The 18,629-nt window shown below is 72.8% G+C and carries 18 protein-coding genes and 2 pseudogenes; 10 read left to right on the forward strand and 10 right to left on the reverse strand.

All coding sequences use genetic code 11. The annotated features are described in order from the left end of the window. Positions 1-3 precede the first annotated feature (3 nt). The gene (locus LRS07_RS03055) at positions 4-1,953 is read left to right on the forward strand and encodes an ATP-binding cassette domain-containing protein (protein ID WP_260500549.1); all 1,950 of its coding nucleotides are present in this window, start codon (positions 4-6) and stop codon (positions 1,951-1,953) included. 13 nt (positions 1,954-1,966) lie between these two features. Here the strand turns inward: LRS07_RS03055 and LRS07_RS03060 are convergent, their stop codons facing one another. Together LRS07_RS03060 and LRS07_RS03065 are read right to left on the reverse strand one after the other, a co-directional pair. Then, a complete protein-coding gene (locus LRS07_RS03060; RefSeq protein WP_260500550.1) occupies positions 1,967-2,761 on the reverse strand; it encodes a PEP-CTERM sorting domain-containing protein in 795 nt (264 codons plus the stop codon). 104 nt (positions 2,762-2,865) lie between these two features. Next, the gene (locus LRS07_RS03065; protein ID WP_260500551.1) at positions 2,866-4,446 is read right to left on the reverse strand and encodes a winged helix-turn-helix domain-containing protein; all 1,581 of its coding nucleotides are present in this window, start codon (positions 4,444-4,446) and stop codon (positions 2,866-2,868) included. Between the two features lie 209 nt (positions 4,447-4,655). Here LRS07_RS03065 and LRS07_RS03070 point away from each other — a divergent pair, with 209 nt between their 5' ends. Then, the gene (locus LRS07_RS03070) at positions 4,656-5,534 is read left to right on the forward strand and encodes a tripartite tricarboxylate transporter substrate binding protein (RefSeq protein ID WP_260502024.1); all 879 of its coding nucleotides are present in this window, start codon (positions 4,656-4,658) and stop codon (positions 5,532-5,534) included. 21 nt (positions 5,535-5,555) lie between these two features. On the opposite strand, the gene LRS07_RS03075 is transcribed toward LRS07_RS03070, so the two are convergent. After that, positions 5,556-6,950 (reverse strand): amidase, encoded by a 1,395-nt coding sequence (locus LRS07_RS03075; RefSeq protein WP_260500552.1) that lies wholly within the window; start codon positions 6,948-6,950, stop codon positions 5,556-5,558. Between the two features lie 151 nt (positions 6,951-7,101). Here LRS07_RS03075 and LRS07_RS03080 point away from each other — a divergent pair, with 151 nt between their 5' ends. Further along, complete coding sequence (locus LRS07_RS03080) at positions 7,102-7,404, forward strand: hypothetical protein (protein ID WP_260500553.1); 303 nt, start codon at positions 7,102-7,104, stop codon at positions 7,402-7,404. 15 nt (positions 7,405-7,419) lie between these two features. On the opposite strand, the pseudogene LRS07_RS03085 reads toward LRS07_RS03080, so the two are convergent. From LRS07_RS03085 to lplT, 5 genes and pseudogenes are all read right to left on the reverse strand, one after another. Beyond that, a pseudogene (locus tag LRS07_RS03085) lies at positions 7,420-8,634 on the reverse strand (amino acid aminotransferase). 22 nt (positions 8,635-8,656) lie between these two features. Beyond that, positions 8,657-9,148 (reverse strand): glutathione peroxidase, encoded by a 492-nt coding sequence (locus LRS07_RS03090; protein ID WP_260500554.1) that lies wholly within the window; start codon positions 9,146-9,148, stop codon positions 8,657-8,659. A gap of 30 nt (positions 9,149-9,178) precedes the next feature. After that, positions 9,179-9,505 carry an EamA family transporter gene (locus LRS07_RS03095; RefSeq protein ID WP_260500555.1) on the reverse strand — a complete coding sequence of 109 codons (327 nt, stop codon included), beginning with the start codon at positions 9,503-9,505 and terminating at the stop codon, positions 9,179-9,181. Between the two features lie 202 nt (positions 9,506-9,707). Continuing rightward, positions 9,708-10,064, reverse strand: a pseudogene (locus tag LRS07_RS03100) (EamA family transporter); the annotation flags it as partial. A gap of 10 nt (positions 10,065-10,074) precedes the next feature. Beyond that, a complete protein-coding gene (lplT, locus tag LRS07_RS03105) occupies positions 10,075-11,352 on the reverse strand; it encodes a lysophospholipid transporter LplT (RefSeq protein WP_260500556.1) in 1,278 nt (425 codons plus the stop codon). Positions 11,353-11,528: 176 nt separating this feature from the next. Between lplT and alr the strand changes: the two genes are divergently transcribed. Beyond that, positions 11,529-12,626, forward strand: a complete 1,098-nt coding sequence (alr, locus tag LRS07_RS03110; protein ID WP_260500558.1) for an alanine racemase — start codon at positions 11,529-11,531, stop codon at positions 12,624-12,626. A 15-nt stretch (positions 12,627-12,641) separates the two neighbouring features. After that, the gene (gene arfB / locus LRS07_RS03115; protein WP_260500559.1) at positions 12,642-13,079 is read left to right on the forward strand and encodes an alternative ribosome rescue aminoacyl-tRNA hydrolase ArfB; all 438 of its coding nucleotides are present in this window, start codon (positions 12,642-12,644) and stop codon (positions 13,077-13,079) included. 12 nt (positions 13,080-13,091) lie between these two features. On the opposite strand, the gene LRS07_RS03120 is transcribed toward arfB, so the two are convergent. After that, positions 13,092-13,724, reverse strand: coding sequence for a LysE family transporter (locus LRS07_RS03120; protein WP_260500560.1), 633 nt, complete (start codon positions 13,722-13,724; stop codon positions 13,092-13,094). 16 nt (positions 13,725-13,740) lie between these two features. Between LRS07_RS03120 and radA the strand changes: the two genes are divergently transcribed. Together radA and LRS07_RS03130 are read left to right on the forward strand one after the other, a co-directional pair. After that, positions 13,741-15,108, forward strand: coding sequence for a DNA repair protein RadA (gene radA, locus LRS07_RS03125; protein WP_260500561.1), 1,368 nt, complete (start codon positions 13,741-13,743; stop codon positions 15,106-15,108). Between the two features lie 31 nt (positions 15,109-15,139). Then, on the forward strand, positions 15,140-15,577 hold the full coding sequence (locus LRS07_RS03130; RefSeq protein WP_260500562.1) for a hypothetical protein: 438 nt from the start codon (positions 15,140-15,142) through the stop codon (positions 15,575-15,577). 42 nt (positions 15,578-15,619) lie between these two features. Here the strand turns inward: LRS07_RS03130 and LRS07_RS03135 are convergent, their stop codons facing one another. Continuing rightward, positions 15,620-16,174, reverse strand: a complete 555-nt coding sequence (locus tag LRS07_RS03135) for a PEP-CTERM sorting domain-containing protein (RefSeq protein WP_260500563.1) — start codon at positions 16,172-16,174, stop codon at positions 15,620-15,622. A 263-nt stretch (positions 16,175-16,437) separates the two neighbouring features. On the opposite strand from LRS07_RS03135, the gene LRS07_RS03140 reads away from it, so the two are divergent. The 3 genes from LRS07_RS03140 (at position 16,438) to LRS07_RS03150 (ending at position 18,620) form a co-directional block, all read left to right on the forward strand. After that, the gene (locus LRS07_RS03140) at positions 16,438-17,355 is read left to right on the forward strand and encodes a branched-chain amino acid transaminase (RefSeq protein WP_260502025.1); all 918 of its coding nucleotides are present in this window, start codon (positions 16,438-16,440) and stop codon (positions 17,353-17,355) included. Between the two features lie 7 nt (positions 17,356-17,362). After that, the gene (locus LRS07_RS03145; RefSeq protein WP_260500564.1) at positions 17,363-17,578 is read left to right on the forward strand and encodes a zinc-finger domain-containing protein; all 216 of its coding nucleotides are present in this window, start codon (positions 17,363-17,365) and stop codon (positions 17,576-17,578) included. Between the two features lie 232 nt (positions 17,579-17,810). Next, a complete protein-coding gene (locus LRS07_RS03150; RefSeq protein WP_260500565.1) occupies positions 17,811-18,620 on the forward strand; it encodes an IclR family transcriptional regulator in 810 nt (269 codons plus the stop codon). The last annotated feature ends 9 nt before the right edge of the window (positions 18,621-18,629 follow it).

Raw genomic sequence — 18,629 nt, forward strand, 5'->3', positions numbered from 1 at the left:
CCCATGGCCCTGCTGTCCCTCACCGACGCCCACCTTGCCTACGGGCATGTCCCGCTGCTCGACGGCGCCGCCTTTTCGCTGGAGGCCGGCGAGCGCATCGGCCTCATCGGCCGCAACGGCGCCGGCAAGTCCTCGCTGCTGAAGATCCTGGCCGGGCTGGAGAAGCCCGACGACGGCCTGGTGCAGGCCCAGCAGACGGTGCGCCGGATCTACGTGCCGCAGGAGCCTCAGTTCACCGCCGGCGTCACGGTGTTCGACACCGTGGCCGAAGGCGTCGCCGAGGCCCGCGCCCTGCGCGACCGCTACGAGGCCCATGCGCCGGACGAGGACCTCGACGCACTGCAGAGCCGGCTCGAAGCGCTCGACGGCTGGACCTGGGAACAGCGCGTGGACGAGACGCTGCAACGCCTGCGGCTCGACGGCGGCGCGCGCATCGAGTCGCTGTCCGGCGGCACCGCCAAGCGCGCGGCGCTGGCCCGTGCGCTGGTGGCCCGGCCCGAGGTGCTGCTGCTCGACGAGCCGACCAACCACCTCGACCTCGACGCCATCGACTGGCTGCAGGAGCTGTTGGTCGGCGCCGGGCCGCCCCAAGCCGACCGCGCCCCTCGGGGGCCGACGACGAAGGCGTCTGGGGGCACGAAGTCCGCGTTCCGCGGCGCGGTGGTGCTGATCTCCCACGACCGCGCGTTCATCGACGCGGTGGCCACCCGCATCGTCGAGCTCGACCGCGGCCAGCTTCGCAGCTACCCCGGCAACTTCGCCGCCTTCGAGGCCGCCAAGCAGCGCGAGCTGGAGGCCGAAGCGGTCGCCTTCGCCCGCGCCGACAAGCTGCTGGCGCAGGAGGAGGCCTGGATCCGCAAGGGCGTCGAAGCCCGGCGCACCCGCAGCGTCAGCCGCATCGCCCGGCTCGAGCGGCTGCGCGAGGCGCGGGCGCAGCGGCGCGACGTCATCGGCCGCGCCAAGCTGGAGGTCGACAGCGGCCAGTCCAGCGGTCGCATCGTCTGCGAGCTGCAGGACGTCGGCATGCGCTTCGGCGACAAGGTGGTCGTCGACGGCTTCAGCGCCACCCTGCTGCGCGGCGACAAGGTCGGCCTCATCGGCCCCAACGGCGCCGGCAAGACCACGCTGCTCAAGCTCATGCTCGGCGAGCTTCAGCCCACCAGCGGCAGTGTCCGGCTGGGCAGTCGGCTGCAGGTGGCCTACTTCGACCAGATGCGCGCCGGGCTCAGCCTCGACGCCACGCTGGCCGACACCATCAGCCCCGGCAGCGAATGGGTGGAGGTCAACGGCGCGCGCAAGCACGTCAGCGGTTACCTCGGCGACTTCCTGTTCTCGCCGGCGCGCGCCAACTCCCCGGTGCGCACCCTGTCCGGCGGCGAGCGCAACCGGCTGCTGCTGGCGCGTCTGTTCGCGCTGCCGGCCAACGTGCTGGTGCTGGACGAACCGACCAACGACCTCGACATCGAGACGCTGGAGCTGCTGGAGGAGCTGCTGCAGTCGTACCGCGGCACGGTGTTCCTCGTCAGCCACGACCGGCGCTTCCTCGACAACGTGGTGACCAGCACCATCGCCTGGGAGGGCGACGTGCAGCCCGGCCGCTGGCGCGAGTACGAAGGCGGCGTGGAGGACTGGCTGGCGCAGCGCGCGCGGTCACGGGCCGCCGCGGCCGCGAAGCCGAGCAGCGCGGCGCCCGCGCCCACCCCGCCGAAGGCGGAGGCGCCGAAAGCCAGGGCCAAGCTCAGCTACAAGGAGCAGCGCGAGCTGGACGACCTGCCCGCGCGCATCGAGTCGCTGGAGGCCGAACAGCGGCGGCTGGCCGAGCGCCTGGCCGACCCGGCCCTCTACGCCGGCGCGTCGGCGCAGGAGGCACCGGCCCTGCAGGCCCGCTTCGCCGCCATCGAGGACGAGCTGATGGCGGCGCTGGAGCGCTGGGAAGCGCTGGGCGCGCGCTGAGCGAGCCGCCCTGTCAAGCGCGCCGGCGACGGCCCGCCCAGGCCACGCCGGCCAGCCCGACGCCCAGCAGCGCCCAGGTGCCCGGTTCCGGGATGGCCGGCACCTGGCCCTGCACGTCGGACGCGGCGATCAGGAAGTTGTCCATCGCCGCATAACCGCCGTTGAGCAGGTCGATGCGCAGCGTCACGTTGCCGTTGGTGTTGCCGTCGGTGCTCAGGCCCACCACGCGGCGCGACCAGTCGAAGGTCCACTGGTTGGCGGCGAGGGTGCCGGTGATGTCGGCGCTGGACAGCAGCGCGCCGGTGCCCAGGCCGACGGCGCCGCTCGGGTTGTCGTAGAGCGACAGGCGGAACGTCGGCGCCGTGCCGTCGAAGAAGGGGCCGCCCCAGTTGTTCAGGTCGATCGACGAGATGTCGAGCTGGAGGTTGAAGAACTTGAAGGCGCCGACGTTGAACGACAGCCCGAGCAGGTCGTTCTGCGCGCTCGACAACATGCTCACCACGTACTGGCCGGCGACGCCCTGCGGGTCGAGGAAGGCGCCGCTCGGGTTGGACAACGAGGTCCACACGCCCGGCGTGCCGACGCGCAGCGTCTCGACGGTGAAGTCCTGCGCGAACAGAAAGCCCGGCGGCTGGTTGCCGTAGAGGTCGTTGACGGTGCGGAAGATGTTGACGCTGCCGCCGTCGTCGACGAAGTTGACCGGGTTCTCGAAGTTCTGGCTGTACAGCGTGATGTCGGCCAGCGCGGCCTGGCTGCACAGCAGCAGCGCCGCGCCGGCCAGGGCCGTGCGCAAGGGTGAAGCGGTCATCGCCGGACTCCTGTGGGATGAGGGGTCGCCAGCGTAGGCCGCCAGGGTCGTGCCCGCGGCCATGTCGCCCCCTAAGGTGCAATGTCGGCGCCGCGGCGGGGCGCTCAGGGTGGCAGGCCGGCCGCTTCTGCGCCCGGCCGCAGCACCTCGTCGTGGAAGCGGCGGTAGCCGTCGGACGATCCGGGTCGGCAGGCGTCGATGGTCTGCGACAGCCGGTAGTGCGGGGCCAGCGTCCGCAGCTCGGCCGCCACGCTGCGCGCGGCCGCGGCATCGCCTCGCCGGACGTGCGCGATGGCCAGGCCGGCCGCCGCCCGCGGCAACTGCGGGTTGGCCGTGCGGGCCTGCTCGAAGGCGGCCACGGCCTCCTGCGGCCGGTCCAGCAGCAGCAGGGCGAAGCCGCGGGTGGTGCAGAACGCGCCGCGCTGCGGCCCGCGCGGGTCCAGGCGCAGCGCGGTGTCGGCCGCCTGCAACCCCGCCGCACCCTCGGCCAGGTGGACCTGCGCATTGCCCAGGTTGTTGTGCGCCAGCGCGAAGTTGCGGTCGAGCGCGATCGCCGCCTCGTTGGCCCCCACCGCCCGCGGGAAGTCGCCGCGCAGCACGTGCACCAGGCCCATGGCGCAGTGCGCGCGGGCGTTGGCCGGGCCCAGCGCCACGGCGGCTTCGGCGGCGGCCACGCCGCGCGCCAGCGTGTCCTCGTCGGCGGCCGTGGGGGCGTGCGCCTGCGTCACCTGCAGCAGCAGGGCCCGCGCCAGCCGGGCGTGGGCCTCGGCCAGGCACGGGTCGCGCGCCACCGCCTGGGCGAACCAGGCCGCCTGCTCACGCAGCGCCGGCAACGACTGCGGCCGGTTGTCGGCGGCGATGCCGCGCATCAGCAGGTCGAAGGCGCTGGACGCCACCGGGCGTGCTTCGCCATCGCGGGCGGCGGCGACGAAGACCTCGCGGCCGATGGCGTTGGCGATGCGGCCCGTGATGCGGTCCTGCAGCGCGAAGAGGTCGCCGTCGTCGCCGTCGAAGCGGTCCGACCAGAGCTGCCGGCCGCTCGGCCCGTCGACCAGCTGCGCGTTGACGCGCAGCCGTGGGCCGTGGCGCTGCACGCTGCCGGCGAGCAGGTAGCGCACCCCCAGTGCGCGGCTGACCTGCCGGGCGTCGAACGGCCCGGCCGGCAGGCAGGCGGCGCTGGCCGACGCGACCACGTCCAGCCCGGCAATGCGCGACAGGTCGGTGGCCACGGTGTGGCTCAGCCCCTCGGCCACGTGCGCCTGGTCGCCGGCACCGAGTGCGGTGAAGGGCATCACCACCAGGGACAGCGCCTGCGGGTCGGCCGCCGGAGAGGGCGTCCCCGCGGCGTCCGCCACCACCTCCGCGGTGAAGCGGTAGCCGCGCGCCGGCACCGCCTGCAGGCAGCCGGCCAGCGCCGGGTCGGCCGCCAGCACCTTGCGCAGCGCCGACGCCTGGGCCGCGAGGTTGTTGTCCTCCACCACCGTGCCGGCCCAGACCTCGGCCATCAGCGTGTCCTTGCCGACCAGCTGGCCGGGGCGGGTGGCCAGGGCCAGCAGCAGGTCGAAGGCCCGGTGGCCGATGGCCACCGGCGCCTCGCCGAAGCGCAGCTCGCGGCGGCCCGGCAGCAGGCAAAAGCCGCCGAAGCGAAGCGCCTGCGCCGACGGTGGGGCGGCGGCCGGGTTCACGCTGTTTCAGCGCGCTTCATCGCCGGGCCGATGACGCCCCACCCCGGCTGCGGCATCGTTCGGGCACCGGCCGCCCCCGCGGCCATCGTCATCCTGGAAGAACGCCATGGCCTTCGATCGTCGTCGCCTGCTTGCACTGGGGGCCGCCTCGCTGTCCTCGCCGCTGATGGTGCCGCCGGCGCGCGCCGAGGGCTATCCCCTTGCGGCCGGTGCGGGTGGTGGTCGGCTTCCCGCCCGGTGGCGGCGCGGACATCCTCGCGCGGCTGATGTGCGACTGGCTGCAGCAACGCCTGGGTCAGGCCTTCATCGTCGACAACCGGCCGGGTGCCGCCACCAACCTGGCCACCGAGGCGGTGGTGCGCGCGCCGGCCGACGGCCACACGCTGCTCAAGACCACGACCAGCAACCTGCTCAACGGCGCCCTGTACGACGACCTGAAGTACGACTTCGTGCGCGACATCGCGCCGGTGGCGGGCATCTCCACCCAGCCGCTGGTGCTGGCGGCCGGCCCCGAGCTGGCGGCCGTCCGCACGCTGCCGCAGTTCATCGCCCATGCACGCTCGCATCCGGGGCAGCTCAATTTGGGGCACTTCGGCAACGGCACGATCTCGCACCTGGCGGCCGAGCTGCTGAAGTCGGAGGCCCGCATCGACGCCGTGCTCGTGCCCTACCGCGGCAGCGCGCCGATGCTCACCGACCTGCTCGGCGGTCGCCTGCACGCGGCGATGGACAACCTGCCGTCGGCGATCGAGCACCTGCGGGCCGGCCGGCTGCAGGCGCTGGCGGTCACCACCCCGGCGCGCACCGAATCGCTGCCCGCGGTGAGCGCCGTGGCCGAGACGCTGCCCGGCTACGAGGCCACCACCGTGGCCGGCCTCGGGGCGCCGAGGGGCACGCCGGCGGAGGTGATCGAGCGCCTCAACGCCGAGGTCAACGCGGCGCTGGCGGACCCCAAGGTGAAGGCGCGGCTGGCCGAGCTCGGTGCCGTCGCGCTGCCGGGGTCGCCGGCCGATTTCGGCCGGTTCATCGAGCGCGAATCGGCGAAGTGGGCGCGGGTCGTCCGGTCGTCCGGCATCAAGCCGAGCTGAAGCGCGGCAGGCGCCCCGAAATCAGCCGTCCAGCGGCGCCGTCGGCCAGGCCCGCCGCGGCGTCAGCCGCTCCAGGGCATGCGCCACCTGCAGAACGCCCAAGTCGTCGTGCCGGCGGCCGGCGATCTGCAGGCCGATGGGCAGGCCATCGGCGCTCCAGCCGGCGGGCAGCGCGATGGCCGGCTGCTCGCTGAAGTTGAAGGGCAGCGTGTAGGCGATGTGCTCGAACGGCCGCGCCGGGTCGTCGAGCGGGCTCGCGGCCTCGGCGGCGAAGGGCAGCACCGGCGACACCGGCGACAGCACCACGTCGAAGCCCTGGGTGGCGGCGACGGTCGCGTCGCGGATCGCGGCCATCTGGCTGAAGCCTTCGAACACCTGCGCGCCGCTGTAGCCCTGCGCCGGCGCGGCCCAGTCGCGGATGTAGGGCAGCACGCGGTGGCGGCGGCCGGCCGGCAGCGCCTGCAGGTCCAGCCAGGCGCGCATGCGCCAGAAGCGGTCCAGGCCGTCGACCATCGCGCGGGTGGTGAAGGGGCCGAGCGGTTCGACGATGGCGCCCTCGCCCTCCAGCCGCTCGGCGGCACGCCGCACCACGGCCTCGGTCTGCGCCTCCAGCGCCAGGCCCCAGCCGGCGTCCAGCCACAGGCCGACCCTCAGCCCCTTCAGCGGCCGCTCCAGCGCCGACCAGGCGGTCGCCTGTGCGGGCAGGGCGGTGGCGTCGCGCCAGTCCGGCTGCGACAGCACGCCCATCAGCAGCGCGGCGTCGGCCACGGTGCGGGTGATCGGCCCGGCCACGCGGCCGGCATAGGGCGGCTGGATGGGCACCCGGCCCAGGCTGGGCTTGAAGCCGACGACGCCGCACCAGCCGGCGGGCAGGCGGATGGAGCCGCCGATGTCGGTGCCCAGGTGCAGCGGCCCGTAGCCGGCGGCGCAGGCGGCCGCCGCGCCGGCGCTGGAGCCGCCCGGGTTCTTCGCCAGGTCCCAGGGGTTGCGCGTCAGCGGGTGGAAGCTGGACAGGCCGGAGGACAGCATGCCGAGGTCGGGCATGGTGGTCTTGCCGAGCAGCACCGCACCGCCCTCGCGCAGCCGCGCCGCGGGGGGTGCGTCGGCGATGGCGGGCTGCAGCGTGGTGGCGGCGCTGCCCAGCGGCACCGGCACACCCGCGGTGGCGATGTTCTCCTTGATCGTCACCGGCACGCCGTCCAGCGGGCCCAGCGGCTCGCCGTGGTGCCAGCGCTGCTCGGAGGCGCGGGCCATCGCCATCGCGGCCTCGGGGTCGAGCGCGTAGGTGGCGTTGAGCAGCGGCTCCCAGTGGCCGATGTGCGCCAGCACCGAGCGGGTGACCTCCACCGGCGACGCCGCCCGGTTGCGGTACAGCGAGACGAGCACCGTGGCGCTCTGTTCGTGCAGGGTGGTCATCGCGGGCGGATCTCCGGCGGCATGCGGCCCATGGTAGCGAGGCCGCCCCCGGGACGCGGGGGGCCCGCCCGGTGCGCGTCCACCAAATGACAGATGCCGGCACAGCCGGTGCGAGCGGAGCATGGGTCGTCGCCCACGCCCCGTCCCGCCGATGCTGCCGCCGCCCTGGCCGCCCGATGCCGCCGACGTCTGCACCCTGATGCAGCAGGCCGCGGCCGACCTGGGACTCGCGTGTGCACCGCGGCTGCAGGCCTCGGCGACGCTGGCCGAGCTCGGGCTGGAGTTCCACACCCTCGTCGGCATCCTGATGCTGGTCGAACCGTCGGTGGGCTGGCTGCCGGCCGACCTCCTCGACCACCTGCCGCCGCAGGCCACGGTGCAGTGGGTGGCCGAACGCGTGGTGGCGGCGGTGGCGCCGGCCAACGACCCGACGTTCGGGCCGCCGCGGGGTTGAGCCGCCGTCGCCGCCTCAGGTCGCGGACGGCACGCCGTCGCGCATCACCGTCGCGATCGCCTCGGCGGCGACGTCGACGTTGCCGCTGTTCAGGCCCGCGATGCACAGCCGGCCCGACCGCACCAGGTAGACGCCGTGCTGCTCGCGCAGCCGGTCGACCTGCGCCGGCGACAGGCCGGTGTAGCTGAACATCCCCGCTGGCGGAGGAAGTAGCCGACGTCGCGGCCGGGGCAGCGCCGGCCGAGCACCGCATGCACCTGCCGTCGCATGGCGATCATGCGCTGGCGCATGCCCTCCAGCTCCTCGGCCCACTGCGCACGCAGCGCCGGATCGCCGAGCACGGTGGCGACCAGCTGGCCGCCGTGGATGGGCGGGCTGGAGTAGTTGCGGCGCACGGTGAACTTCAGCTGCCCCAGCACCTGCTCGGCCTGCTTCGCATCGGGGCAGACGACGCTGAGCGCGCCGCAGCGCTCGCCGTACAAGCTCATGCTCTTGGAAAACGAGCTGGTGACGATGAAGGCCAGGCCGGCGTCGGCCATGGCGCGGATGGCGTGGGCGTCGGCCTCGAGCCCGTCGCCGAAGCCCTGGTAGGCCAGGTCGACGTAGGGCAGCAGCTCACGGCGCTGCAGCACGGGAATGAGCGCGTCCCATTGCGCGGGCGTCAGGTCCACGCCGGTGGGGTTGTGGCAGCAGGCGTGCAGCAGCACCACGCTGCGCGGCGGCAGCCGGTCCAGCGCGGCCAGCATGTCGTCGAAGCGCAGGCCCTGGGTGGCCGGGTCGTAGTAGGGGTAGGACTGCACCGCGATGCCGGCGCCTTCGAACATCGACTGGTGGTTGTCCCAGCTGGGGTCGCTGATCCACACCCCGCTTTCGGGGAAGAAGCGCTTGAGGAAGTCGGCCCCCCACCTTCAGCCCGCCGGAGGAGCCCACGGTCTGGATGGTGGCGATGCGGCGGCTGCGCACCGCCTCGTGGTCGGCGCCGAACAGCAGCGCCTGCACCGCCTCGCGGTAGTTCTGCGCGCCCTCCATCGGCAGGTAGGGCTTGGGGCCGACCGTCGCGGCCAGCCGGGCCTCGGCCTCGCGCACCGCGGCCAGCACCGGGATGCGGCCCTGGTCGTCGAAGTAGATGCCGATGCTCAGGTTGACCTTGTGCGGCCGCGGGTCGCGCTGGAAGTCCTCGTTGAGCGAGAGGATGGGGTCGCCGCCGTAGGCGGGCACGTGTTCGAACATGGTCAGGCGCGTGAAGAAAGGGTCAGGCGGCGAGCGCCGCGTCGATGTCGCGTTCCAGGTCGGCCGGCTTGTCCACCGAGCCGTAGCGACGGATGACGCGGCCGTCGCGGCCGACGAGGAATTTCGTGAAGTTCCACTTGATGGCCTTGGTGCCCAGCACGCCGGGCGCGCTGTCGGTCAGCCACTTCCACAGCGGGTGCGCATTGGCGCCGTTGACCGCCACCTTGGCCATCATGGGGAAGGTGACGCCGTAGTTCTTCTGGCAGAACTGGGCGATCTCGGCCTCGGCGCCCGGGTCCTGGCCGCCGAACTGGTTGCAGGGGAAGCCGATCACCACCAGGCCACGGTCCCGGCGCGACTGCCACAGCGATTCCAGCCCGCCGAACTGCGGCGTGAAGCCGCAGGCGCTGGCGGTGTTGACCACCAGCACCACCTTGCCGGCCAGCTCGTCGAACCGGAGCCGGCCGCCATCGATGGTCGTCGCCTCGAAGTCGTGGATCGTGCCGGCGGTCATGCGCGTCTCCTGGGATGGGGAGGCCGGATGTTATGCGGCGGGCGGTGCCCGGGCGCTCAACACCCCGGCGGCCAGGATCAACGCCCCGCCGGCCAGCAGCGGCACCGTCAGCGCCGCGCCGTCGATCGCCCAGGCGCTGACGGCGGCGAAGACGATCTCGCTGAGCATCACCAGCGCGGTCAGCTGCGCCGGCAGCCGCGAGGCGCCGTACTGCAGCGCCAGGTTGCCGGCGAGGAAGCCGAACAGCAGCAGCCCGCCCGCCAGCGACAGCGCGGCCTGCGGCCGCGGCGGGGGGCAGCACGCCGGCCAGGGTGAGCCCGGCGGCCGCCAGCGCCGACAGGACCAGCCCGCCGCCAAACATGGCCAGCGTGCGCGGTCCCGCCGGGCCCTCGCCCAGCCGTCGCAGCAGCACGTTCGACACCGCGAAGCCGAGGCCGCCGGCCAGCCCCAGCAGGTCGGCGCCCGACGACGGCAGCGGCCAGCCGCCGCCCTCCGGCCGCAGCACCAGGGCCGCACCGGCCAGCGCCAGCAGCACGCGGCCGAGCGCGGCCGCGGTCGGGCGCTCGCCCAGCAGCCACCAGGCGAGCACCAGCGACCACAGCGGCATCAGGTAGAACAGCAGCACCACCCGCACCACCTCGCCGACGGTGACGCCCCAGTTGAAGGCGGTGTTGGTGAGCCCGGCGGCCAGCGCCAGCGCCCACAGCGCCGGCCGGCGCCGCAGGCCGGCGAGGGCGCCGGGCCAGAGCCCCGCGGCGGCGACCAGCGCCATCGCGTAGACGGTCGCCGTGGCCCACAGCGGGTGCATCCCGACCGCCTCCAGTTGCCGCAGCGGCCACCACGACACGCCCCACACGAAGGCGTTGCACAGCAGCGCGGACACCGGCAGGGCCCGGCCCGCGCGTGGATGGCTCATGCAGGAGAGGTCAGTGCCGGTCGGAGCGGGCGATGGTCAGCAGGCGCTCCAGTTCCGCCGGGTGCTGCACCAGGTTGCGCCGGTGCCAGCGGCCGATCAGCCACATGGTGCCGGCCACCACCAGGCCGAAGATGGTGATGGCGCCGAAGGCCGAGAGGCCGAACTTCGTCATGCCGGTGTAAAAGGCGCCGAGGCCGAGGATGGCCGCCTGCTCGTTGAAGTTCTGCACCGCGATCGAGCGACCAGCGCCCATCAGGTTGTGGCCGCGGTGCTGCAGCAGCGCGTTCATCGGCACCACCAGGAAGCCGCCCAGCGCGCCCAGCACCATCAGGAAGGGCGCGGCCACCCAGACGTTCGAGATGGCGTTCATCGCGATTACGACCACGCCCATGCCGATGCCCAGCGGGATGACGCCGGTGGCCTTGTCCAGCTTCATCATCACCGAGGCCACCACCGCGCCCACCGCGGTGCCGATGGCGACCACGCCGACCAGGCTGGACGCCTGCGTGGTGCTGTAGCCCAGCGCCGCCGCCGCCCAGGCCAGCACGATGTAGCGCAGGTTGCCCGAAACGCCCCAGAACAGCGTGGTGGTGGCCAGCGAGATCTGGCCCAGCTTGTCGTTCCACAGCCGGGCATTGCACAGCGAGAAGTCGCGCACCAGCGCGACCACGCTGTGCGACAGCGGCTGCAGCGGCGCCTCGGTGCGCGGGATCTTCAGGTTGAAGAGCGCGGCCACGATGTACAGCAGGATCATCGAGGCGATCGCCGCTTCGGGCCCGGTGTCGATGCCGGTGTCGATCAGCGGCAGGTCGAAGCCGAGCAGCAGGCCGGCCACCCGCTGGCCGACCAGCTGCCCGCCGAGCAGCACGCCCAGGATGATCGAGCCGATGGTCAGGCCCTCGATCCAGCCGTTGGCCTTGACCAGCTGCGAGGCCGGCAGCAGCTCGGTCAGGATGCCGTACTTGGCCGGCGAGTAGGCCGCGGCGCCGAGGCCGACGATGGCGTAGGCGATCAGCGGGTGCGAGCCGAACAGCATCATCAGGCAGCCGACCACCTTGATGCTGTTCGAATAGAACATCACCTTGCCCTTGGGCACCGCGTCGGCGAAGGCGCCGACGAAGGGCGCGAGGATGACGTAGAACAGCGCGAACATCGGCACCAGTGCGGCGCGTTGCCACTCTGCCGCGCCCGAGGTCTTCAGCAGTTCGACGGCCGCCACGAACAACGCGTTGTCGGCCAGCGAGCTGAAGAACTGCGCCGACATGATCGTGTAGAAGCCTTTTTTCATGCGCTCTCTGGCTTGCGGAAGACCGAGCCCTGCGGAACGGTCCGGGCCGGCGCAACGTCTGTCGGTCGCTGTGCGGCGGGGGTTATAGCACGGGGGTGCGGCCGGCCCGGCCACGCGGCCGGGGGCCTGCGCTCAGGGGGTCGCTGGCAGAATCTGCGCCCCTGCCGCCGTCCGCCATGCCGCGCCCCCTCCACGCCGTGATCCACCGGGACGCCCTGGCGGCCAACCTGGCCCGCGCACGCGCGGCGGCGCCGGACGCGCGGGTGTGGGCGGTGGTCAAGGCCGACGCCTACGGCCATGGGCTCGAGCGCGCCTACGAGGCGCTGCGTGCGGCCGACGGCTTCGCGCTGCTGGACCTGGCCGAGGCCGGGCGGCTGCGTGGCCTCGGCTGGCGCGGCCCCATCCTGCTGCTGGAAGGGGTGTTCGACCCGCGTGACCTGGAGCTGTGCTCGCGGCTGGATCTCTGGCATGTGGTGCATGAGGAAGGTCAGATCGACGCACTGGGACGCCACAAGACCCACAAACCGCACCGCGTGTTCCTCAAACTCAACAGCGGCATGAACCGGCTGGGCTTTGCCCCGGCCGCGTTCCGCGGCGCGTGGGCCCGGCTGAACGCGCTGCCGCAGGTCGACGAGATCTCGCTGATGACCCACTTCGCCGACGCCGACCTCGACGGCGGGACCGAGGCCCCGCTGAAGGTGTTCGAGGCCGTCACCCAGGACCTGCCGGGCGAACGGTCGCTGGCCAACAGCGCGGCCCTGCTGCGCGAGGGCGACCGGCCGGCGGTGCGCGGCGACTGGGTGCGGCCGGGCATCCTCTGCTACGGCTCGTCGCCCGACTTCCCGGCGCACGGCATCCAGCACTGGGGCCTGCAGCCCGCCATGAGCCTGCGCAGCCGGCTCATCGCGGTGCAGGCGCTGCAGGCGGGCGACACGGTGGGCTACGGCAGCACCTTCCGCGCCGAGCGCGCCCTGCGCCTCGGCATCGTGGCTTGCGGTTATGCCGACGGTTACCCCCGCCATGCCGGCACCGGCACGCCGGCGCTGGTCGACGGCCGGCGCACCCGGCTGCTCGGGCGGGTGTCGATGGACATGCTCGCCGTGGACCTGTCCGACGTGCCGGCGTCGGGCATCGGCAGCGAGGTCACGCTGTGGGGCCGCTCGGCCGACGGCGCGGTGCTGCCGATCGACGAGGTGGCGCAGGCGGCGGGCACGGTGGGCTACGAGCTGATGTGCGCGCTGGCACCCCGCGTGCCGGTGTCGGTGGACGGCTGACGCGCGAGGCCCGGCATGATCCTTCGCCGCCCGCTCCAGCGCCGACCGGCGCATGCGCCAACGGTCAACGAGTCCGAGGTCGAATGGACGGCGGTCCGGGCGCAGGGCCCGGGCGGTCAGAACGTCAACAAGGTGGCCACCGCGGTGCAGCTGCGCTTCGACATCGGCGCCTCGTCGCTGCCCGAGGCGCTGAAGCTGCGGCTGTGGTCGCTGGCCGACCGCCGCATCGGCGATGACGGCGTCGTCGTCATCAAGGCCCAGACCCACCGCACCCAGGCCGCCAACCGGGCCGAGGCGATGGCCCGGCTGCAGGCGCTGGTGGACAGCGTGGCCGAGCCGCCGACGCCCCGGGTGCCGACCCGGCCGACGCGCGCCTCGCAGCGACGTCGGGTCGAGGCCAAGGGGCGGCGGGCGGTGATCAAGGCCGGGCGGCGCAGCCCGGCGGTGGAGTAGGCGCGGACGCCGTCAGGCGTTCCGGCGCACGGTGGCGAGCAGCACTCCCGCGGCGATGAACAACCCGCCGAAGCCGCGCTGCAGCAGCCGCTGTGACCGCGCGCTGCGCAGCGCGCCCAGCACCCGGGCGGCCAGCGCGGTGTAGCCGGTCATCACCACCAGGTCGGTGAAGGCCAGGGTGGCGCCGATGACGGCGTACTGCGTCGTCAACGGCCGCGCGAGGTCGAGGAACTGCGGCACCACCGCCAGCAGGAAGACGGTGCCCTTGGGGTTGAGCGCGTTGACCGCCCAGCCGCGCAGCACCAGGCGCCGGCGCGACATCGCCTCGCCCGGGCCCTCGCCGGCGGCCGCCAGCGGCTGCGGCGGCGCCCGCCACTGCTGCACGCCGATGCCGACGAGGTAGGCCACGCCGGCCCACTTGATCACCGAGAAGGCCAGCGACGAGGTGGCGATCAGCGCGCCGAGGCCGGCGGCCACGACGACGAGCTGGGTCCAGATGCCGAGGACGAGGCCGACGGTGCACCACAGCCCGCGGGCGACGCCGTGACGCAGGCCCGCGTTCATCGCGGCCACGGCGCCGGCGCCCGGCGACAGGCTGATGGCCCAGCAGGCGGCGAAGGCGGTGAGCCAGACGGCGAGGTCCATGCCCGGACAATACGCCATGGCCCGCGAACCGAAGACCGTCTACACCTGCACCGACTGCGGCGGCGCCAGCCCGAAGTGGCTGGGCAAGTGCCCGCACTGCGGCGCCTGGAACACGCTGCAGGAGGGGGTGGCCGAGCCCACCGGTGGCGTGCGGCACCGCTTCCAGTCGCTGGCCCGCTCGCAGCCGGTGTCGACGCTGGGCGACATCACCGCCGGCGACGTGGCCCGCACGCCCACCGGGCTGGAGGAGCTGGACCGGGTGCTGGGCGGCGGCATCGTCGCCGGCGGCGTGGTGCTGATCGGCGGCGACCCGGGCATCGGCAAGTCCACGCTGCTGCTGCAGGCGGTGGACGCGTTGTCGAACGTGATGCCGGTGCTCTACGTCACCGGCGAGGAAAGCGCGGCGCAGGTGGCGATGCGGGCGCAGCGCATGGGCCTCGCGGGCGCCAAGGTGCGGCTGCTGGCCGAGATCCAGCTGGAGACCATCCTCGCCACGCTGGAGGCCGAGCGGCCGGCCTTCTGCGTCATCGACTCGATCCAGACGCTGTACTCCGACCAGCTGACCAGCGCGCCGGGCTCGGTGGCCCAGGTGCGCGAATGCGCGGCGCAACTCACCCGCACCGCCAAGGCCACCGGCTGCGCGCTGGTGCTGGTCGGCCACGTCACCAAGGAAGGCGCGCTGGCCGGGCCCCGGGTGCTGGAGCACATCGTCGACACGGTGCTCTACTTCGAGGGCGACACCCATTCCAGCCACCGGCTGGTGCGGGCGATCAAGAACCGCTTCGGCGCCGTCAACGAGATCGGCGTCTTCGCCATGACCGAGCGCGGGCTGCGCGGGGTCAGCAACCCGAGCGCCATCTTCCTGTCCACCCACAGCGAGCCGGTGCCCGGCGCCTGCGTGCTGGTGACGCTGGAGGGCACGCGGCCGCTGCTGGTGGAGGTGCAGGCGCTGGTCGATGCCGGCGGGCCCAGCCCGCGCCGGCTGTCGGTGGGGCTGGAACGCGACCGCCTGGCCATGCTGCTGGCGGTGCTGCACCGCCACGCCGGCGTCTCCTGCATGGACCAGGACGTGTTCGTCAACGCGGTGGGCGGCGTGCGCATCAGCGAGCCGGCGGCCGACCTGGCGGTGCTGCTGGCCATCCGCAGTTCGCTCAGCAGCCGGCCGCTGCCGCGCGGCTTCATCGCCTTCGGCGAGGTCGGCCTGGCCGGCGAGGTGCGGCCGGCGCCGCGGGGGCAGGAGCGGCTGAAGGAGGCGGCCAAGCTGGGCTTCTCGGTGGCCGTCGTGCCGAAGGCCAACGCGCCGAAGCGGCCGATCGAGGGCATGACGATCCACGCGGTGGAGCGCATCGAGCAGGCCATCGAGGCGGTGCGCGGCCTCGATTGATCACGCACGAGACTGAGGACAATCGCCCCCCATGGATGCTCGAATCGGATGGCTGCTGGCGGCGGTGCTGCTCGGCGTGGGCTGGCAGCAATACGGCTGGCAGGGTGTGGTGACGGCGGTGACGGTGATCGTCTTCTGGCTGCTGCTGCAGTTCAACCGCGCGATGAAGGTGATGCGCGGCGCGGCGCGGTCGCCGGTGGGGCATGTGCCGAGCGCGGTGATGTTCAACGCACGCCTGAAGCGCGGCATGAAGATGATCGAGGTGGTGGCGCTGGCGCGCAGCCTGGGCGAGCAGGTCTCCCCGCCCGCACAGTCCCCCGAGGTCTGGCGCTGGACCGACGAGGGCGGCAGCCGGGTGGTGCTGGAGTTCCAGCGTGCGGCGCTGGTGCGGTGGACGCTGGAGCGACCGTCGGCCGAAGCGGAGGAGGACGCCGGCACCGCGGTGCTGCCACCTTCGGCGACGCCATGAAGAACGGCCCCCGAGGGGGCCGTTCTGCGACGAGGGCCTGGTTCAGCCCTGCCTGCGGCGGCGGCTGACGAAGCCCAGCACGCCGAGGCCGGCGAGCATCAGGGCGTAGGTTTCCGGCTCCGGGATCGGCGCGGCGGCCACGTACAGGTTCGCATGCGACAGCGCCTTCGGGTTCACCTGCGGACCGGCGCCGGCCGTCACTCCCAGCGTGTCGTCGAAGGTCAGGCTCGACACCGGCGACAGCGCGTTGAACAGGTAGTAGCTGTAGTCGTTGGACGACTTCAAGGCGATGACGAACGTCCCGGTGATCGGCGTGTCGAACGTCAGCGTACCGTTGGTGCCGACGGTGGGATTGCCGGTGAACGGGCCGAAGGTTCCGGCGTCGTCGCTCTTGCCCAGGAAGGACCAGGTGCTGCCCCACTGGCTGGCGAGGTACGTCAGTTCGCCGGCGCTGCCGTTGATGTTGCCGCTGAACGAGCCGCGGCAGTCGCTGGCGGCCAGCGCGGTCCAGGTGGTTTCGTTGCAGTCCACCGCGAGCGCCGGCAGGCTCGCCGTCGCCAGGACGGCCAAGGCCGCGTGGGCCAGAAGCTTTTTCATGGGGTCCCTCCAGTCTTAGGTGCGGGACGCCGGATGGGCCCGCCGTTGCCCGGAAATCGCCTTGCGGATTGCCGAGCGGGTAGGTAAATGTAGCCAAGGCGGCGCGGCGCTCACCCCCCCGTTTTCGGGGGAAGTTGGGACGTTGATCCCATTTCAGACCCCGGGATCCAAGCCGGCGACATCGACCTCGCCGGCGCTTCGGCGGCCGCAGCCGCCGCCCTAGAATGCGGCCTTTCCGCACGACGCTCCTGACCATGCTCCCCATGCACGACCGCGACGGCAAGATCTGGATGGACGGCCAGTTGGTCGACTGGCGCGACGCCAAGGTCCACGTCCTGACGCACACGCTGCACTACGGCTGCGGCGTCTTCGAGGGGGTGCGGGCCTACAACACCGTCAACGGCACGGCGATCTTCCGGCTGCGCGAGCACACCGAGCGCCTGTTCAACAGCGCCAAGATCCTGCGCATGAAGATGCCGTTCGGGTTCGAGCAGGTCATCGAGGCGCAGAAGCAGGTGGTGCGCGAGAACCGGCTGGAGAGCTGTTACATCCGCCCGCTGGCCTGGATCGGCTCGCAGAAGCTGGGCGTCAGCCCCAAGGGCAACACCATCCACCTCGCCATCGCGGCATGGGCCTGGGGCGCCTACCTGGGCGAGGAGGGGCTCAAGCGCGGCATCCGCGTCAAGACCTCCAGCTACACCCGGCACCACGTCAACATCACGATGACGCAGGCCAAGGCGGTGAGCAACTACAGCAACTCCATCCTGGCCAACATGGAGGCCACCGAGGACGGCTACGACGAGGCGCTGCTGCTCGACTCGGCCGGTTTCGTCTCCGAAGGCGCGGGCGAGAACATCTTCGTGATCAAGAACGGCGTGCTCTACACGCCCGACCTGTCGGCCGGCGCGCTCAACGGCATCACCCGCAACACCATCTTCGCCATCTGCCAGGACCTGGGGCTGAAGCTGGTCGAAAAGCGCATCACCCGCGACGAGATCTACATCGCCGACGAGGCCTTCTTCACCGGCACCGCGGCCGAGGTGACGCCGATCCGCGAACTCGACCGCATCGAGATCGGACGCGGTTCGCGCGGGCCGATCACCGAGAAGATCCAGAGCGCGTTCTTCGACATCGTCAACGGCCGCAACGCCAAATACGCCGAGTGGCTGACCAAGGTCTGAGGCGGCGATGAGCAGCAGCAAGGAACCCAAGGCCGTCGTCGAGGTGCTGGCGGCCGACCTGCAGGGCCCCGGCGTGGTGTTTTGCCCGAACCCCAAGATGCCGCTGTGGAGCAACCACCCGCGGGTGTTCATCGACGTGACGAGCACCGGCGAGGGCTGGTGCCCCTACTGCAACACGGTCTACCGGCTGAAGGCCGGCGAGAAGGTGTCCGCGGCGCACTGACGACCGCGGCGGGCCGACGCGCCCGGTGCAGCCCTCGAAGGCCGGCCCCCGCCGGCCTTTTTTCATGGGCCGGCGCTGTGGCCGTCGGGTCGCGCGACCGTCGGGACCGGGCTTACCCGCCCTCGGGTTCACCAGGGATGCGCAAGGCGCGGCACCGGTCCTAGACTCCGCCGCTGATTCAGCGAACCGAATGCAATTCAGCCCGTTGAATCGATCCTCCCGCTGCAGCCGCATGTCTCCTGTCCTGGCGCACGGCGCCGCGCCCTCCACCGCCCCTGGCGTGCCGGCCGTCACCCGGGCCCTGAGCCTGCTGGACCTGCTCGCCGCCGAACGCATGCCGATGACCCCCACCCGCCTGGCCGAACGGTTGCAGCTGCCCAAGAGCAGCGTGCACGGCCTGTGCAACACGCTGGCCGCCCGCGGCTACCTGCGTCGGGAGGAGGACGGCCGCTACTTCATCGGCCCGGGCGTGATGAGCCTGGCCAACGCCTTCACCGGCCACACCAGCGTGGCGCGCGAGTTCGCCAGCCTGTGGCCCGACCTGGCCGCCGCGCCGGAGGAGACGGTGATCCTGTCGGTGCTCGACGGCACCGACATCGTCTATGTCGCCACCCGGCCCGGCGAGCGGCCGCTCAGCCTGGCCTTCTCCGTGGGCATGCGGCTGCCGGCGCACCTGGCCGCCTCGGGCAAGGCCATGCTGGCCTGGCACGACCCGGCCTTCGTGCGCGGCCTCTACCCGGACGGCAAGCTGCCCTTCTTCCGCGGCCGCCGGGCCGGCACGCTGAAGGCGCTGTTCGACGAACTGGCCACCGCCCGCGAGCGCGGCTACAGCGTCGACGACGAGGGCGTTCGGGAGGGCGTGTTCTGCTTCGGCGCGCCGGTGTTCGGTCCCGCCGGGACGCCGATCGCCGGCGTCGGCGCCTGCGTGCAGAAGGCGCTGTGGGCCTCGCGCCGCGGCGGCGTCCACCTCGACGGCGTGGTCGAGATCGCCCGCCTGCTCACCCGCCGCCTCGGCGGCCTCGTGCCACCGCCGCCGGCCTGACGGACCCGC

Origin of the sequence: Aquabacterium sp. J223, from assembly GCF_024666615.1 — a bacterium.
GTDB lineage: Bacteria > Pseudomonadota > Gammaproteobacteria > Burkholderiales > Burkholderiaceae_C > J223.

Bases quoted from the DNA above. Each gene is read 5' to 3' on its own strand.
- LRS07_RS03135 (WP_260500563.1), bottom strand. From the start codon at position 16,174: ATGAAAAAGCTTCTGGCCCACGCGGCCTTGGCCGTCCTGGCGACGGCG.
- LRS07_RS03145 (WP_260500564.1), top strand. From the start codon at position 17,363: ATGAGCAGCAGCAAGGAACCCAAGGCCGTCGTCGAGGTGCTGGCGGCC.
- LRS07_RS03130 (WP_260500562.1), top strand. From the start codon at position 15,140: ATGGATGCTCGAATCGGATGGCTGCTGGCGGCGGTGCTGCTCGGCGTG.
- radA (WP_260500561.1), top strand. From the start codon at position 13,741: ATGGCCCGCGAACCGAAGACCGTCTACACCTGCACCGACTGCGGCGGC.
- lplT (WP_260500556.1), bottom strand. From the start codon at position 11,352: ATGAAAAAAGGCTTCTACACGATCATGTCGGCGCAGTTCTTCAGCTCG.
- LRS07_RS03090 (WP_260500554.1), bottom strand. From the start codon at position 9,148: ATGACCGCCGGCACGATCCACGACTTCGAGGCGACGACCATCGATGGC.
- LRS07_RS03075 (WP_260500552.1), bottom strand. From the start codon at position 6,950: ATGACCACCCTGCACGAACAGAGCGCCACGGTGCTCGTCTCGCTGTAC.
- LRS07_RS03140 (WP_260502025.1), top strand. From the start codon at position 16,438: ATGCACGACCGCGACGGCAAGATCTGGATGGACGGCCAGTTGGTCGAC.
- LRS07_RS03120 (WP_260500560.1), bottom strand. From the start codon at position 13,724: ATGGACCTCGCCGTCTGGCTCACCGCCTTCGCCGCCTGCTGGGCCATC.
- alr (WP_260500558.1), top strand. From the start codon at position 11,529: ATGCCGCGCCCCCTCCACGCCGTGATCCACCGGGACGCCCTGGCGGCC.
- LRS07_RS03150 (WP_260500565.1), top strand. From the start codon at position 17,811: ATGTCTCCTGTCCTGGCGCACGGCGCCGCGCCCTCCACCGCCCCTGGC.
- LRS07_RS03055 (WP_260500549.1), top strand. From the start codon at position 4: ATGGCCCTGCTGTCCCTCACCGACGCCCACCTTGCCTACGGGCATGTC.
- arfB (WP_260500559.1), top strand. From the start codon at position 12,642: ATGATCCTTCGCCGCCCGCTCCAGCGCCGACCGGCGCATGCGCCAACG.
- LRS07_RS03080 (WP_260500553.1), top strand. From the start codon at position 7,102: ATGCTGCCGCCGCCCTGGCCGCCCGATGCCGCCGACGTCTGCACCCTG.
- LRS07_RS03060 (WP_260500550.1), bottom strand. From the start codon at position 2,761: ATGACCGCTTCACCCTTGCGCACGGCCCTGGCCGGCGCGGCGCTGCTG.